This is a genomic window from Gemmatimonas sp., assembly GCF_044344655.1.
Classification (GTDB): Bacteria; Gemmatimonadota; Gemmatimonadetes; order Gemmatimonadales; family Gemmatimonadaceae; genus Gemmatimonas.
Genome location: NZ_JBIJCN010000003.1, coordinates 35,066 through 51,795, shown reverse-complemented (window position 1 = coordinate 51,795; position 16,730 = coordinate 35,066). Strand labels below are relative to the sequence as shown.

Annotated in this window: 10 protein-coding genes; 3 read left to right on the top strand and 7 right to left on the bottom strand. The window is 67.0% G+C overall.

Going from position 1 to position 16,730, the window contains the following annotated elements; genetic code table 11:
* Positions 1-62: 62 nt before the first annotated feature.
* Positions 63-335, top strand: coding sequence for a hypothetical protein (locus tag ACIQ51_RS02010; RefSeq protein WP_396203331.1), 273 nt, complete (start codon positions 63-65; stop codon positions 333-335).
* A gap of 18 nt (positions 336-353) precedes the next feature.
* Here the strand turns inward: ACIQ51_RS02010 and ACIQ51_RS02005 are convergent, their stop codons facing one another.
* The 3 genes from ACIQ51_RS02005 to ACIQ51_RS01995 all read right to left on the bottom strand — a co-directional run bounded on the left by ACIQ51_RS02005 (position 354) and on the right by ACIQ51_RS01995 (position 3,404).
* A complete protein-coding gene (locus ACIQ51_RS02005) occupies positions 354-1,340 on the bottom strand; it encodes a 2-hydroxyacid dehydrogenase (protein ID WP_396203330.1) in 987 nt (328 codons plus the stop codon).
* Positions 1,341-1,345: 5 nt separating this feature from the next.
* Positions 1,346-2,725, bottom strand: coding sequence for an alpha/beta fold hydrolase (locus tag ACIQ51_RS02000; protein ID WP_396203329.1), 1,380 nt, complete (start codon positions 2,723-2,725; stop codon positions 1,346-1,348).
* Between the two features lie 70 nt (positions 2,726-2,795).
* On the bottom strand, positions 2,796-3,404 hold the full coding sequence (locus tag ACIQ51_RS01995) for a PH domain-containing protein (protein WP_396203328.1): 609 nt from the start codon (positions 3,402-3,404) through the stop codon (positions 2,796-2,798).
* A 250-nt stretch (positions 3,405-3,654) separates the two neighbouring features.
* Between ACIQ51_RS01995 and ACIQ51_RS01990 the strand changes: the two genes are divergently transcribed.
* The gene (locus ACIQ51_RS01990; protein ID WP_396203327.1) at positions 3,655-4,791 is read left to right on the top strand and encodes a ketoacyl-ACP synthase III; all 1,137 of its coding nucleotides are present in this window, start codon (positions 3,655-3,657) and stop codon (positions 4,789-4,791) included.
* Positions 4,792-4,867: 76 nt separating this feature from the next.
* Positions 4,868-5,293: a hypothetical protein gene (locus ACIQ51_RS01985; RefSeq protein WP_396203326.1), complete on the top strand. Its 426-nt coding sequence runs from the start codon at positions 4,868-4,870 to the stop codon at positions 5,291-5,293.
* A 38-nt stretch (positions 5,294-5,331) separates the two neighbouring features.
* Here the strand turns inward: ACIQ51_RS01985 and ACIQ51_RS01980 are convergent, their stop codons facing one another.
* The 4 genes from ACIQ51_RS01980 to ACIQ51_RS01965 all read right to left on the bottom strand — a co-directional run bounded on the left by ACIQ51_RS01980 (position 5,332) and on the right by ACIQ51_RS01965 (position 16,715).
* Complete coding sequence (locus ACIQ51_RS01980; RefSeq protein ID WP_396203325.1) at positions 5,332-7,776, bottom strand: zinc-dependent metalloprotease; 2,445 nt, start codon at positions 7,774-7,776, stop codon at positions 5,332-5,334.
* A 145-nt stretch (positions 7,777-7,921) separates the two neighbouring features.
* Positions 7,922-9,790: an exodeoxyribonuclease V subunit alpha gene (recD, locus tag ACIQ51_RS01975; protein ID WP_396203324.1), complete on the bottom strand. Its 1,869-nt coding sequence runs from the start codon at positions 9,788-9,790 to the stop codon at positions 7,922-7,924.
* The gene (gene recB, locus ACIQ51_RS01970) at positions 9,787-13,491 is read right to left on the bottom strand and encodes an exodeoxyribonuclease V subunit beta (protein WP_396203323.1); all 3,705 of its coding nucleotides are present in this window, start codon (positions 13,489-13,491) and stop codon (positions 9,787-9,789) included. The genes recD and recB overlap by 4 nt, the downstream gene beginning before the upstream one ends.
* Positions 13,488-16,715: an exodeoxyribonuclease V subunit gamma gene (locus tag ACIQ51_RS01965; protein ID WP_396203322.1), complete on the bottom strand. Its 3,228-nt coding sequence runs from the start codon at positions 16,713-16,715 to the stop codon at positions 13,488-13,490. The genes recB and ACIQ51_RS01965 overlap by 4 nt, the downstream gene beginning before the upstream one ends.
* Positions 16,716-16,730 lie beyond the last annotated feature (15 nt).

Below are 16,730 nucleotides of genomic sequence, written 5' to 3'. Positions count from 1 at the left end.
GCGCTAGGTTGCGGCTGTCTGGAGCGCGCGGCCGCCGCGCTCCCACCTCCACGGAGCGCGCGATGTCGATGGCATTTCTGCGGGACGATGCGGAAGGGGAGATGCCCCGCCGCCACTACGATCTGCCCGCCAAGGACGACCCCGATTACGACCGGGCCGCCGCGCGCGCGATGCTCGAAGCAGCGCGTGTGGGGGAAACGCAGCTCGCCGAACGCGCTACCGGCTATTACTGGGGTGAACCGGCGCTCCGCCCGTACGTGGACGTGATCCTCGCTGAAGCAGCACAGGCGGGTGACGATCGGCTGGAGCAGGTAGCGCGCCGATTTTTGCGCTGAGCGACGCGTGACGGAGGGCTACCCCAGCACGTTGTCGTTGCGATGCCCGGCCGCGAAGTCGTCGAGATTGCCGATCGTCGTGTTGGCGATCGTGGTCATGGCTTCCTCCGTGAAGAACGCCTGATGACTGGTGAGCAGCACGTTGGGAAAAGCGAGCAGCCGTGTGAGAATTTCGTCCTGCAGCACCGTATCGGAAAGATCACGGAAGAACTTTCCCTCTTCCTCCTCGTACACGTCGAGCGCCACAGCGCCCACATGCTGTGTTTCGATGGCCGCCACCAGTGCGGGGGTATCGATGAGACCACCGCGACTGGTATTGATGATGGTCACGCCGGGGCGCATGATGCCGATCGTATCGGCGTTGAGGAGATGGTGCGTCTCGGGCGTGAGCGGCACGTGCAGCGACACGATCTCCGACGTGCGCAGCAGCTGATCCAGCGGCACGTAGCGCACACCGAGCGACACCAGCTCCGGATGCTCCTGCACGTCGTGCGCCAATACCGGGCACCCGAATCCCAGCATGATGCGGGCGAAGATCGCGCCGATCCTCCCCGTCCCCACTACGCCCACGGTCCGGCCGTGAAGGTCACGCCCCAGCAACCCGGCAAGCCGGAAGTTGTGCTCGCGCGTGCGATTCCATGCGCGATGAATCCGCCGATTGAGCGTTTGCAGCAACCCCACCGCGAATTCGGCGACCGAATGCGGCGAGTAGCTGCGTACGCGCATACAGGTGATGCCGTGCGCGGCCGCAGCGTCCAGGTCGAGGTTGTTGAAGCCCGTGGAGCGCTGCACGATGCAGCGCACACCACCTTCCGCGAAGCGCGCCATGACCGACGCATCAGCGCGGTCATTCACGAACAGGCATACGGCGTCGAAGCCGTGTGCCAGCGTGACCGTGTGTGCATCGAGCTGCGCGGCAGTGAACTCGAGCGCGTGACGGCCGGCGTTGGCCTGCTCGAGAAAGGTGCGGTCGTAGCTGTGCGTATCGTAGACGAGAACGCGCATGCTGTTCACTCGTGCTGAAATTCCGCCACGACCACATGCCGCCGATCGCGCGGGTGCGTTCGGACGGCAAGGCGCTCGCCGTTCACGTGTGTGATCACGGTCCGGGCGGAATCGGCGGGGACCCACCCGGTCACACGGTCCACGGTGGGGATCCCCCGCGGGATGCCACGCGCCGGTGTGCCATCGATCGTGACCGTATCGCGCCCCGAACCAAGGTACCCGCGCGGGCGAACGAGCAGCACCCCCACGCTGTCACGGGTGCCGCGCGATGGGGCCGGTAGGCGGAAGTTGATCACGCCACTCGAACGGAGAATCGGCGAGCGATAGAGATGCATGATCACGCTGCTGTCCGGGGCCGTCACCTCGAACTCATACCATGCACCGAGGGTGGACCGGAACGGTCCCCATCGCCCATCGGCACCAGTGGCGGCGGCGTATCGAGGCACGCCGTCACGCACACCGGTGCGCGGATCGACCGCATACACGGCGACCCGTGCGCCGATCAGCGGGGTGTTGGTCGGTCCGTTGTTGAGCAGTCCGCTCACCGTGCCGTCCAGCACGACCGTGGACTCCGGCGCAATGGCAAGTGTCTGCGGCGGCCGCCCGGTCACGAAGCGATACTGCGCCGCGAAGGCCTGCGCGCCGAAGGCGATCTCCCGGTGATCGGTGCCGGGGATGACCACGTTGGTGGCGCCGCGCAGCGCCGGCCCCTCCGCCGTCACGTTGGTCACCATGGCAGGGTTCCCGAGCCCCACGCCGGTGGGTTGTGCGTACTTGTCGAGCGAATCCGAGCGCAGCGTGAGAAAGCGGACACCGGCCACCACTTCGCTGCCGGTATTGAGGCGTTGCAAGTAATCGCCGGCGCCATTGAACTCCATGCGCGCCATGCCAGCGACCGCCATGACGCCGTGGTTTGGCGTCCCGCAGGTTACCACGGCCTCCACATGCGCCGCACCACCACCGAAGCGCACGTACTGGCGGATCGTCATGCCGCCACGCGAGCTCCCCACCAGCACCACCTTGGGGGCACCCGTACGCAGCAGCACCCGCGTCACGAACGCCGAAAGCGCGGCCACCTGGTCGTCCGGCGTGCTCCGGTTGAGCTCCACCGCGTCGATTGTGCTGCCCGCAAGTGGTGCCGGCAGATCCACGGCAAAGAGGCGGTCGCGCGGATAGCCGTTGCTCTCGAAACGCCAGATGTTGGTGTCCCACAGCCCGGCATGATCACCGTTGCCATGCACGAAGACGATTGGCGGCGGCGCAGATACCGTACGCGAGTTGCGGACGACAGCTCGCGAGGGGCCGGCGCCCTGCGCCGCCGCACGCTCGGACAGTAGTGCATCCGCGCCCAGCAGGGCAACGGCGAGAGCAAACACCTGGGGCACGGCAGCTGACCAACGGCCTGCGCCGACGAAGGATACTGGGTGCGCCCAGGAGCACCACACGCGCACCACCTCAGGCGTGGATGTACTTCTCGAACACGGCACTAAAGTCCTTGCGCATGTGTCGCTCCAGTACCGCTTCATTGAGCTCCGCGAGCAGTGTGCGATAGTGCGCCGCTACCGCGGTCGGATCACCGACGTTGTTGAGCTTGAGCATCGACCCCAGCACCGACGCCGCCGAGATCGCGTGCGAACGCCCGGATTCATCCTTGCGCTGGAGCTTCCCGATCGTGTGCAGCGCCTTGTAGATGTCTTTCAGCTGCTCGATGAAGTCTTTCCGCACGTCAATTGTGAATGCCGTCTCGCCAATCGTGAACTTGAGCTCGATATCGAGGTCAATCGTGCCAGCGGTTTCGATGCTCACATTCGCGATCTGGTACGCCGAGTAGTCGTACCGCCGGATCACGCGCTTGCTCGAGATCGCCGACTCACCATCCACGTGAATGAGCGCGAGATTGGTGAAGCAGTATTCGTCCTTCTTCGACTTGATCAGGAAATAGATCTTCTCCTGATCCTCGTGAAAGAGGTAATCGTCGGCATCGACCTTGTCGTAATCCTTGGTGGATACGATGATGCCGATGTCGCTGAGGCCGAGCGCCTCCGCTGCAAACTTCTTGAACATGGAATCTCCGCGAATGTCGGAACGGGGCTGGGGCCGTGCTGCCGGTGTAGCTCCAATCTGTGCGCAAGGGAGTCTTCGTGTCGAGAGCGGCCGGCGGTGCAGACTGGCACCGGCCTGTACCGGCCAGCACGGGCCGCCAGCAGTTGCGCCCTTCCCATCCTCAATCGTAGGCTTTGGGACGCCGGCGGTTCACCGGCGACGGCGCCATCCCTCCCGTACGGCCGCCATCTCACCCTTGGGCGAACTCCCCGTGTCACGATACGCCGCCATCACCGGCTGGGGCGAAGGGCTCCCGCCTGCCGTCCTTACCAACGACGACCTCTCCACCTTCCTGGAGACGTCGGACGAGTGGATCACCCAGCGCACCGGCATGAAGGAGCGCCGTATCTCGCACGTGAGCGCGATCGACATGGCGACACTCGCCAGCCGACGCGCACTCGCCTGCGCGGCGCTCGCGCCACACGATCTGGAGCTGATCGTCTACGGCAGCTGCTCTCCCGACGAGCAGGTCCCCAACTCCGCCTCCGGCGTACAGGTCGCGCTGGGTGCCACGCGGGCAGCCGCGATGGACGTCAACACGGCCTGCACCAGCTTCCTCTACGGCCTCTCCACCGCCACCGCGATGATCCAGACGGGCGTGGTGCAGAACGCGCTGGTGATCGGCGTGGAGTACATCAGCCCCTTCATGGACTGGAGCAATCGCAACGTGGCCGTGTTGTTCGGCGACGGCGCCGCCGCGGTGGTGCTACAGGCAAGTGACACGCCCGGTGGCGTGATCGGGACCGTACTGGGCTGCGACGCCGAGGCGAGACAGACGCTTCGCGTGCGCGGCATGGGGTGTTCGTACGTGAATGGTGACCTGCACTACGGCGACACGCTGTGGGACTTCGATGGGCAGGCCATCTTCAAGCGCGCCGTGCATGGGATGAGTGATGCCTGCCAGCGCGTGATGCAGGCGGCCGGCGTGACCGCCGACGATATCGACCTCGTGGTACCGCATCAGGCCAACCTCCGCATCATCGAGGCGGTCGCCAAGTACGCCGGCGTGCCCATGGAACGGGTGATGCTCACCGTGCAGCGCTACGGCAACATGAGCGCGGCGACGGTGCCGGTGAGCCTGGTCGACGCCCTCAAAGAGGGCCGCGTGAAGCCGGGGAGCCTCATCCTGATGCCCGGCTTCGGCGGCGGGCTCACCTTCGGCGCCCTGCTCGTACGTTGGGGGGAGCGCATCACGCCGCTCGGCGACAGCGACGCCCAGCACCCGCCGCTGCAGCACTCGGCCCTGGAGATGGTCAATGCCATCCGCGCCCGGCAGGACCCCCACGGTCGGTCACGTGAGGCGCTCATGGCCACGCACTTCATCGAAGAGTCGCATTCACCGGCGTGAGCGCGCCGGCAGTACCGCCGGGTCGGAACGTTCGAGGTCGGAACGTCCGGCTCGGCGGCACCGTTAGTTTGGCGCCATGAGCTTTTGGTTCAATCCCGACGACCGCGTCGTCCTGCGACGCATTCCCCTCGCCACACTGGTGGCGACGATCGGCAGTACACTCTGCAACGTGGGCGTGCATCATACCGCCCAACGTTATGGTCGCATGACGATCGGCCTCCAGGAAACGGTCCTGGCGAGCGTGATCGGCGCGGTGCTCGCCGGCGCGGTGTACTGGCTGCTGGCGCGCTTTACGGCACACGCCGTGCGCTGGTTCACGGTGATCGCCACGCTGGTGATCGGCGTGTACGGGGTCGGCCCCGTGGCGGCGGCCTACGCCCCGTACATGGAAGGGGCGGAGCTGTTTACGCTCACGACCGTGGTCGCCACGGAAATCATGCACATCGTCAGCGGTACCTGGGTCTTGTGGGCGCTGCTGCGACTGGCCCGGGAAGCTCGCTGAGCGAAAGCACCGGTTCCGTGGCGACACCGGTCAGGCCATCACGGCCACGGTAGAATGATCACCGGGAAGCGCGGACGGGCGGCCGGCACATCCTCTCCGTCGAGGAGCCGTTCGATATCCACGCGCGCCGCCGCCACGTGGGCGATGTATGCGGCATCCGGGCTCACCACCTTGGCAAGTCGGGCATCAAGCAGTTGGACATGCCGGATGGCCGTGGCACGAACATCCGGCAGCGCCTGAGCATCCCCGGCGATATCGAGCAGCTTATCCAGCGTAGCGCGTTGCACGGCACGCATGACCGCCCGTTCGGCGCTCGTTCGTGGCAGTGCCGCGCCCCACGTGCGTGACACCAGTGCGTCCATCACCTCGTGCAGCGTGAGCGCCTTGGGATCGCTGGCGGCGAACTGCACGAGGCGCGCGGTCCGCTCGCGATCCAGCAGATAGCCCACCACTTCGGTGGCGAGACCACCGGCGAGGGTGATGGCATCGAACGGCGTGCTGGCGCCTTCGATCCACGTCTGCGCCGTATTGAAGCCCGGCGGCGGCGGCGGGATGAGCCGCTGCACGCGCTCCGGCACCACCAATTCCGACGGGGCGAGCGCATCGAGCAGTGCCCCAAGCGCCCGCCGCTGGTCGGCCACCGGAACGACGGTCGTGGGAGCCTGCCCATCGCCGCGCAGGGCGAAGGTGAAGTCCATGCCGCCCACGTATTTCGCCATCGCCTCGAGCGAGTAGCGGTGATGCAGGTACACGTGCGCGAACCGCATGTTGAGCAACGCCATGGGCTCGCCGGGCTGAATCGCACGCTCGTCGAACTTGTCGATCAGCACCCGACGCACCTTCACGCTACGGCTCACCGCATCGAAGGGCGTGGCGCCCTCGTCCCAGCGGGTGACGAACGGAATGGAGCCGCTGGCATCCGCATACGTGTCATTGATGAAGCGGATGTTCTTCGCGATCCCGTCCTTCATGATCGATGCCAACCCACGCTGCTCGGCCGCGGCATCCGGGTACCAGGTGTAGCCCAGGCGGATGGCGAGTGTGTCCCACGCACCGGGCCCGGTCCGATACGCATCACGCAGATCCGGCGTCCCGGCGTCGGTGAGCGTGATCAGCGGAAACGGATAGTCCATCACGCTCGAACGCCCCTGCGCCGATGCGATGTAGTTGTGCTGCAGGCCGAGCGTGTGTCCGATCTCGTGGGCCGTGTGCTGACGGCGTCGCGCCATGGCGAACACGTCGGCCGCGAGATTGGGACCGTTGGCGCCGGCGGCCGGCACCGCGCCCGCCCAGATGTTGTAGTCGATGAGCGAACGCCACGCATCCATGCGCACAACGGCGCGTACGATTTCGCCGGTACGCGGATCCGTGTAGCTGGGCCCCACACTGGGGCCCGGCCCGGTGCGATGCACCCACATCAGCATGTTATAGCGGGCATCCATGGGGTCGGCGCCCGCCGGTAGATCGAGCACGCGGAAAGCGTTGCGGAAGCCGGCGGCCTCGAACACCTTCGCCCACCAGTTCCCCCCTTCGCGGAACGCCTCGCGGTACGGCGCCGGGATACCGGGGTCGAGATAGTACGTGATGGGCGTGACCGGCTCCACCAGTTCGCCCCGCGCATACGCGGCCGGATCCTTGGGAACCAACCGCCACCGGTTGATGAAGCCGCCGCGATAGTCGCCGTCGAAACCCTTCGACAGATCGAAGAACTGCGTGCCGCCGTAGCCGAAGCGCGGATCATACTCGCGAGGGCGATACCCGCTGATATCGGGCAGCACCACCAGCGAGTGATGCAATTCGAAGGTGAGCGCGCGCGGGTCGGGGGCCACGCCGCCGCGGCCACGCCCTCCGCCGTCGCTCACGAACGTGAGGACCGCATGGACTTCGGCGTTGCGCGGGAACGCGCGCGTGCGCTCGCCATCGAGATAACTGCGGGCTGCATCCACACGATAATTCCCGACCCCAGCCGCCGCGACCGCCGTACCGCCGGCGCTGCCACCGGCGCGGAGCAGGTCGGCCACGCCATAGGCATCGGCAAGGAAGACGCTGCTGGCATCTACCACGATCGTGCCGGCGCTGTCCTTCTCGATCGGCAACGAGGCCACGATCGAGCGCGGGAACGCCTCACTCGCGGCACGCTGATTGGCCGCATCACCCTTGGGGGCGCGGGCCATCATATTGTCGCGCACCATCAGGACACGATTGCCGCGGCGCTCCAGGCGCACGATGCCGCTTGGCCCGGTCTGCCCCCGATCAAGTGCGCTGTTCCCGTATCCCGTGGCCAGCGTGACGGAGTGCAGGAACTCCTTGTTCAGCTGCCCCGACGGAATGTCGAGTAGCGCCCGGTTGCGGGCCTCGTCGACCCGCACGCGCAGGAACGGCATCTCGCCCTGCGCGAACGCCGTACCCGGAGCGGCCGCGAACAGCAGGCCCGCAACGAGCCAGGAAGTCGCGTGTGACGTCGAACGTGAAGTGTTTGGCATGGTCATGGAGGATCAGGGAAAGCCTTGTGCGGACCCATCCGGCTGCTGGCCGCCTTGGCCGCCGACGGCGCGCAGGGAAATTACGTCCTGCGAATCGGGGCCGCTGCCTCATGACGGGATGGGTGGTCCGCGGAGGACCGGTCGGTCACGGCAGAGCGGTGAGGCGCTTCACGAGCCCCGAAGATCGCGCCACGCTACGCGAGATCGCACGCCGGATCATCTCCGAACTGCCGATGACGGTCACGGAGGCCTTCGCGCGCGTGAGCCCGGTGTAGAGGAGCTCCCGGGTGAGACCGCGGGTGTCCTTCTCGGGGAGGACCAGCACGACGTGATTGAACTCGGAGCCCTGGGATTTGTGCACCGTCATCGCCCACGCCGTCTCGTGCGCCGGGAGACGCACGGGCGTGAACGACCGCACCCCGCCCCCCGGCACCGGAAAGTGCACCATGGGCACACCATCCACGGCAAGGGTGGTCCCCACATCACCGTTGAACAGATGGGTTGCGGTGTCGTTGGCCGTGATGAGAATAGGACGGTGGTCGTACCAGCCACCCGTACTGCGCCCTCTGACGCGCAACCAATGCTCGATCGCGTCGTTGAGCCCCGACACGCCCGTGTCCCCGTCACGCATTGCACACAAGAGGCGGAACGTGGCCAGCGCATCGAGCGCTGCGCGTGGGGTATCGGCGGCGAGGTAGGCATCGAGGTACCGCTCGATGGGCGCCAGAAGCGAACCGATCGACGCCATGGGGTGCACGGTAACGTCGGGGTAGCGCGGATCGCGCAACACGTCGAGCGCCTCGGACGCCTTGCCGGCTTGCGTGGCAGCGGCAAGTGCGCCAATCCCGGGCTGGGCACCGAAGCGATAGGACACGCGAAGACGGACCACGGCATCGCGCAAAGGCCCCACGCCGAACAGCGTCGCATCCTCCGGCTCGAGCAGCGCGGCATCCGCCCCCGCAAGTTGGGCGTACGCGTTGGCCAGTGACCGCGAATGGCGTCCGGGGGTACTCCCCCCCGCCACCATGGCGGCCCGGGCCACATCACCCAGCACGAAGCCGGTATCCACACTGGCCAGCTGGTCGGCATCACCGAGCACGATGATCCGCGCACTGTCGCGTGCCGCTGCGAACAGGGCGTCCATCATGAGCACATCGACCATACTCGCCTCGTCGATCACGATCACATCGTGTGGCAGCTGGTGCCCGGCACGGTAGCGGAAGCGCTCGCTCCACGGCTGGTATCCGAGCAGGCGGTGCAGCGTACTGCCGGCCGACGGCAAATGATGGCCGACGATCGCCCCAAGCTGCTCGCGCTGCACGGCCCCGCCGATGGCCTCGGCGAGATGCGCGGCAGCGCGTCCCGTGGGGGCCGCCACGGCGATATCCAGATTCGGGGTGCGGTGCAGCAGCAGCGCGAGCAGCTTCGCGGCGACCGTCGTCTTGCCCGTGCCAGGACCTCCCGTAATGAAGACGAGGTTGGAACGAAGTGCGGCGGCGGCGGCCACGGCCTGCCAATCGGCCGCTCGCGATGCGTTCGGGAAGAGCTGCCGGAAGAGCGCGGATGATGCGGTCAGATCGACCGTCTCGTGCTGCGTGAGGCGGCTGCGGATCGCTGCCGCGAGCCGCTGCTCGGCGAGGAAGAACCGACGGAGATAGAGACGATGCCCATCGAGCACGAGCGGGCGCGCCCCCACGGCATCGGGCGCGGCACACCGCCCGCTCGCCAAGAGCTGCCCTGCCCACTCCGTCGCCGCAGGGAAGACGAACGGCTGCGTGGTATCGGGCGACGGCTGACCAGCCCACGCGGTGAGCTCCACGCAACTGTTTCCGTGTGCCCGCTCGGCGCTCACCAGCAGCGCGCTGTGGTACACAAGCGCGGCGTGGGGCTGTCCCAGCTCGTCATGGATCCGCACCAAGGCGCGGGCGAAGGCCAGGTCGAGCGGTGACAGATCGGATGACGTCGAGCCGTCTGGCCCCGACGCCTGCCGCTCCGACCGGCGGGCGGCACTCATGACACCACCTCGGCGGTGGGGCGATCCATCAGGGCACTGAGCGCCTCGATCAGCGAACGGTCGGGGCGCTCGGTGTACCAGCCATGTCCACTGACGGATGCACCTGTCTCGAATCCGCGGAGAAAGGCGTACCCCGCACCGCCCACGTGGCGATCGTAGTCGTAGTCGGGTAGACGCAGCGTCAGGTATCGGTGAAGCGCGACGAGATATAAGTGATACTGCAGCACGTAGTGATGCGACTCCATCACTTCCTGGAGTGACTCGCGGGTGTACGCGGCCGGATTGGCGCCGAGCTGGTTCGACTTCCAGTCCACCACGTACCAGCGTCCAGCGTGCTCGAAGACGAGGTCTACGAACCCCGTGAGGAAACCGTGGACCCGGGCGGCACTCAAGGTGCGCAGGCGGGCCGCGTAGCGCACTCCGTCTTCGCCGCCAAAGCGTTCGAACTGATCGGCGATACGCTGGCGCATGAAGGCACGACGTGCATCAGCAAAGGGCAACAGGAACTCCCACTCGTGCCGCGTCCGCGCCGCCGGTACCTGCGCGAGGTGCACGGGCCACGGGGCGAGCGGCGCGTCGAACACCGCGCGCATCATGCGTACCACGGCCTCGATGCGCGGATCTGCCTCATCTGCCGCAAGGCGGGTGCGCAGCAGGCGCCAGGTGGCGCGCTCACGCAGGACCTCCACGCTGTCATCGAACGCCGACGTTTCGAAGAGCGTGTGCAGCACGGTACCGGCCCATCGGCCAGCGGGGAAGCTGCGGAAGTCCGATGCGGGGAGGTCACGGGGGTTCATGAACTCGGTCGCGGATGTGAACGCGCCGGTCTCGCGCGCATCATCCACGTCACGGGCAGCCTCGGTGGTCCGCGCGCCGTGGGTGAGCCCCGTGAAGCTGGTTACACTGTAGGTATCGAATCGCACCGCCGGCACCGGATCGCCGGGCAAGTCACGGGCAGCGATCAACGCTGCTGCCCCACGCGCCCCGGGGTCGAATGCGGTGCCCAGATGCATCGACTCCACCACTTCCATCGCCATGTGCTCCGAATGGCGCGCCGTAAAGCGGCGAAGGACGGGCTCCCAGCGCGTGAGATCCTGCTTGAACCAGGACGCGACGACCGTGGGCTGCTCAAGGCTGCTCAGGCTGTCGAGCCCGGCATCGTCGCAGAGGAGGTAGCTGAGCGCGGAATCCCAGGCACCCTTGCCCTGCGATCCCACCACGCCCCAGCCCACGTAGGTACGGAAGCGCGCGCGGGTGAGCGCCACGTAGGCGAGGCGACAATCCTCCGCTAGCCGCTCCATATTGGCGCGCTCCGTGCGCTCGGCGTAGCGCGGCGACCAATGATCGAACACCACGCCGTCGGGTTCATGCACCAGCCGGGGCTCATCGGGCTTGAGGGGGAACGCGTGGTACAGCGTCGGACAGTAGACGATGTCGAATTGCAGCCCCTTGCTCTTGTGGATCGTGAGGATTTGCACCGCCTCCGCGTCAGTCTCGAGACGCAGCTCGGCGATTTCCCGCTCGCGCTCCGCGTCGGCTCTGCGGGTGGCAATCCAGCGCAGGACGCCGTCGGCATTGAGGTCATCGGCCACAGCCGCCGCGTGCACCAGCTCCGTGACATGACGGAGATTGGTCATGCGCCGATCACCATTGGTGCAGCCCATGAAGCGCGTCAGGACGTGGCGTGCGGCGTATAGCGACTGGAGCAGCTGTAGGGTCCCGCGCGACAGCCAGATGTCGCGCAACGCCGACAGGTCGTTGAGCAGCTGCTCCCACTGGTCCTCGGCGCCTGGCCCCGTAAGCCGCAGGAGGTCGGTGCTGTCTGCCCCCCAGAGCGACGTGGCCAGTGCCGCGCGCACCCGCGACTCGTGGCGTGGTGCCGCAATCGCCTCGAGTACCAGCTGCAGCTCGGCCATCTCGGTGGACTGCAGCACGTTGCCCAGACCGGAGACAACCGCGGGAATCCCTTCCGCACGGAGTAGATCCGCCATGGCCACCCCTTCCGACGTGGTGCGCACGAGCACGGCGAGCTGCCCCGCCTTCCAGCCGGCCGCGAGCTGCGCTTTCATGTGCCGAATAGAGGCGGCGTACGTGAGCTGCTGCGCCTGCGCGTATGTCGTGGGCTGCAGCGTGCCCTTGCGCTCGTCGGGGCCCACGAAGAGCCAGTGCAGTGCGTGGGTGCCGTCGAGCCGCGCCAGCGGTCCGGGATTCCCCGCCGCCTGTGCAGGGTGGAAGCTCATGGCCTCTTCCACGAACGCGCGATGGCGCTGCTGGAACACGGCATTTACCGCTTCTACCATGCGCGAGGTGCTGCGATGGTTGTGATCCAGTGTGAAGCGATGCGCTGCCGTTTCGGCGGCAGCGAGATACGCGTGCACATCGGCGCCGCGGAAGGCGTAGATGGCCTGCTTGGGATCACCGATGAGGAACAGCGGCAAGCCGTGAAACGCCGTCTCGAATATCCGGAACTGATGCAGGTCCGTATCCTGGAACTCGTCGATGAGCGCCGCATGAAACTGCGCGCGAATGGCGCGCGCCAGCAACCCGTGCGGCCCCTGCACGACAAGGGCGCGACTCAACTTCTCGAGAAGGTCGTCAAATCCAAGGAGGTTGCGGCGCTGCTTCTCGTCGCGCAGCCTCGCGTGCGCGATCGCGAAGCAATCGACGCGGAGCGCTTGCTCGAGCCGATCGAGCACGGCCTTCACCTGCGAGGCGACCTTCGCCACATCGAGATCGGCGAGAGCGGCGTGGGCAGCCTTTGCCTCATTGCCTCTTTTCCCTGCGTATCGCTGCAGTTCCTCCACGCATAGCATGTCGGCAACCGTGACGGCCATGGCGAGATCGCCGCGAGCGGCCTCCTCCACGAGGATGTCCAGTTTCTCCAGCTGACCGGGGCGGGCACACGGCGCCCCCTTGTTCCAGGTGATGGCACGCAGCTGGGCGCGGATCGATGCGCCACGCGCGCGCCAGAGAGCCGCGAGCGCCGACAGCTGCATGGCGAGCGTCTGGCGAACCGCGTCGAGCGATTCACTGGGCTCCATTCGCACGTCCGAGAAGCGACGCCAGAGCCGGTACTGCTTCATGAAGCTGGTCGGTCCCCACGCCTTCGAGACCGCAAAAGCGGCGAGCGCGTCATCGTCGTAGAAGCGAAGGCGCCACCAGTGCTGCAAGGCCTCGACCAGCAGCGGCTCATCATCCTCCACGAGCGAGGCACCGAACGCCGTACCGCTCTCGAGGGCAAACTCCTCGAGGACGCGTTTGCAGAAGCCGTGAATCGTGAACACGGCCAGGGTATCCACCTCCGCCAGCGCCTCGGCGACCCGTTCACGCGCAAACGGTTCCCGGCCGTTCGCCAAGCGGAGCAGCAGTTGCGCCGTGGCGTTGGACGCGGAGGTAGGACGGCCCTGATATACCTCGTTGGCGTGGCGCAGGAGCGTGCGGATACGGGCGACCAGCTCGTCGGTGGCCGCCACCGTAAAGGTGACCACCAGGATGCTGCCGATCCCCTTCACCAGCGGGCGACCTTCGACATCCCGCTCCAGTAGCAGGCGCACAATGCTCATGGCAATGTTGAAGGTCTTGCCCGTGCCGGCGCTCGCCTCCACCAGCGACACGCCGCGTTCGAAGGCGCTGCGCTCCACTACAAACCGCTCACTTCCAGCCGCGATGATGCGTGCAGGTGGCCTCGGCGGAACGGTCACGAGAGCACCTCGTGAAGGCGGGTCCAGAAGGCATCACAGACACCAACGAACGCCTCCTCGTGCTCCGGAATCGGAGAGCGCCCGCGCCACAGGAGTGCGACGTACGGATCCCTGCCGTCCCCAGGTGAACCGAAGAGCCCATCGGACAGGAACGCACGCTGCGCCGCCTCCAGTCCCGGCTCACCCTTGGCGATCTTCTCGCTGTAGGCGCAGCCCGCTTCCAGGAAGTACGGTAGGGGGAACGCGAGAGCGGCGCGGTAGCCTTGCACGAGGATGTCGAGGATGTCGTGGGCATCATCGATGGGTGCGAGCACAAGCTGCTTGTCCGTGCTGACCACCCGCGTGGCGACCGGCGCCGCCGCGGCGCATCGGACCACGTGCAGGATCCAGGCCCGTGCCTTGTCCTTGGCCTTGAGCCTGGCGGCTCGGATGCACCACTGACTGTCGGTGGTCTGCAAATCGAGATGCCCGCGTAACCGCCAGTCTGCGCCCTCGATGTTCACTGGAAGCGGATCCACGAACTGGGCCTCGGCGGCCAGCGTAACCAGCGGCTCGAGCTCCTCTTGCAACGCGTCATACCAGCGCAGGCCGAGCGCAGCCACCGGGAGGTCGCCGCTGGCCACGGCGAGGGCACGGGCCTCCGCATCATTCGCCGCACCCCTGAGTGTGCGATCGAGCATCCGCTGCTGCACCTTGCTCCGCAGCAGCGCATTGATCGCCATGGGTTCGACCTCGTCGAGCAATTCCTCGGCGGAAGGGAGCGAAAGCTGCAACACGCGCCGGCAATAGAGTCGGGCGGGATTGGTCCATGCCTCCACGAGGTCGTCGATCGTGATTTCATCACGGGGCGCGGAGAGGGCTCGCCAGTTACGCGTGAGGACCGGGACGGGAGGCGCCGCGGCGAGAAATGGAGGCGCCGCGTGGCGCTCGGCGGCCGCCCGCACGCTGTCGGCCATCTCCCGATCGAAGCTGAACAACCGTGGCGCGTCGCCCGGCTGCATTACGAAATAGGCGGCACTGAACGGCTGCAACGGATGCTCCACGCGCAACCGGGTGGAGGCTTCGTGCGTCGTCGCCGCGGGTAGGGTCGAGGCCAGGAGATCGAGACGGTCGAGCAGCTCCGCGATCACCACGCTGGGAGCAATCTCCGCATTGTTCTGCTGCGAACGACCGACGTACGACAGGATGAGCCGGTCTCCGGCGCTCATGAGCGTGTCGAGCACCAGCTGCCGGTCGTCGGCGCGCGCGTCGCGATCCCCTCGGCGCGGATCACTCGACAGCAGGTCGAATGCCGCACGGCGGTGCCGACGGGGATAGGCACGGTCGTCGAGGCCCAGCATCGCGATCACTCGATGTGGGATGGCGCGCATGGGCTTCATGGCGCATAGCGTGAGGCCGCCGGTGAGGAACCCGCCGGGATGATCGTCACTACCGAGCGCCGATGTGACCCAGTCACGCACGACGTCGAATGTGACGGGCTGGTCGGGATGGAAGGACTGGCCTCGCTCACGTGTGAGATCACCCAGCCGTTCGAGATCGCGCAGCAGGCGATCCATGGACGCATGTTCGTCGGCACCTTCGGCGACGACGAGCCAACGCACCGTATCCTGCAGCACCTGTGTCCACGCACCGAGCGGTCGCGGTTCCCGCAGTGCCTCGAGCCGCGCGAAGAGGGCATCGATCCACACCGCGAAGGTGCCCAGCAAATCGGTGTCACCGAGCAGATCTCCGCCAACCGGGAGCACGCCATCCACGAGGGTGTCCACCCGGCCGGCCGCATAGCCGCTGAGCAGTCGGTCGAGTCCCCACCGCCAGCTGTTCTCCTCGAAAGACGGCGTGCCATGATCGCGCATGCGCATCTCACCGTCGCGGCCCCAGCGGATGGCCGCCTCCTCGACCCAGTGCGTGACCTGTGCGAGCTGCGCCGCGCTGATCCCCGCGGCGCGGCGTACGACGGCGTACGACAGCAGCTCCAGCACGTCAGTCGTGGTCAGTCGCGCCGTGACGAGTTGCAGCAGGTGCACGGTGGCCCGGGCGGGCATGGTCTCGCGGGCCAGAGTACGATCGGCCACGCGGTACGGAATGGCGGCCCGGTCACCACGCTTGTCGCCGAAGATCGATTCGGCGAAGGGTGCGTAGAGCTCCACATCAGGGGTCATCACCAGCACATCGTGGGGCCGCAGCGTGGGATCAGCGGCGAAGGCATCGAGCAACTGATCGCGCAACACCTCCATTTCGCGCAGCGGCGAGTGGGTCGCATGCACCGTAAGCGAGCGGTCGTGGTCGCGCACCACGACCGGCGCAGGCTCTGCGCGGCGAAGTGCGCGCTGCAGCTGCTGCAGCACGCCGTCGGACGGAACGGCGGTGCTGTCGGCGACATGACGGCGGACGGGTGCCTGCCCCGTGGCATCGGGCGCCTCGAGGAGCGTCAGCAGTTCGCGTGACGAGCTGCCGAACGTCTCGAAGAGTGGATGGCGCACCGCTCCCTCACGCCAGCTGTCGGCGTCGGGCAGGAGCACGTAGAAGCGTACCGGAACGAACCGCGCCACCGCCTTGAGAAGCCGGATGAAGAGCGGAGGCAATGTCGAGACGCCGAAGACCGACACGCGCTCGGGCAGCCCCGCCGGGCGCTCGGCGCGCTGTTCAAGACGGTGCACGGTCCCCATGAACCACCGCGCGAAGTGGGGCGGCTGCTCCCCGGCGAGGAGGGTTCGCCAGAGCGCCGCCTGCCACGGCTCGTGCGCGTTCTGCGTGCAGTCGCTCCTTCCGGCTTCCCACTCCAGCAGCACGTCGGGGCGGTAGAGTCGGTACTCATCGAAGCAGGTCGCGATGCGTCGAGCCAGGCCGTAGCGCTTCGACTCGCTGCCATTGTCGACGAAGGCACGCAGCGGCTCGCAAACCGGATCGCGCAAGAGGTCGTCCTGTTGCAGGAGCGCGAAGATCCGCCAGACGAGCGCCTGTTCCTCGAAGCGGGCGTCGATCCCACCGGCCTGCAGCCCGGCCGCGAGCCGCCGGCAGAATGCCGCCGGAAATGGCATGGCCAAGGATGCCGCGCACCCGCGGCGCATAGCGAGCTGCTGCCGCACCCACCGCTCCATGCCCAGCGACTGCACCACGATGCACTCGTCCTCGAACGGCGGCAGCGGTGAGGCCGCCAGATCGGCGTCCATTTGGGCGAGCAGCACGTGAGGGGTGTCGCCCGTAATGATGGCCATCTGGGTCATGGATCAAATCTGCGG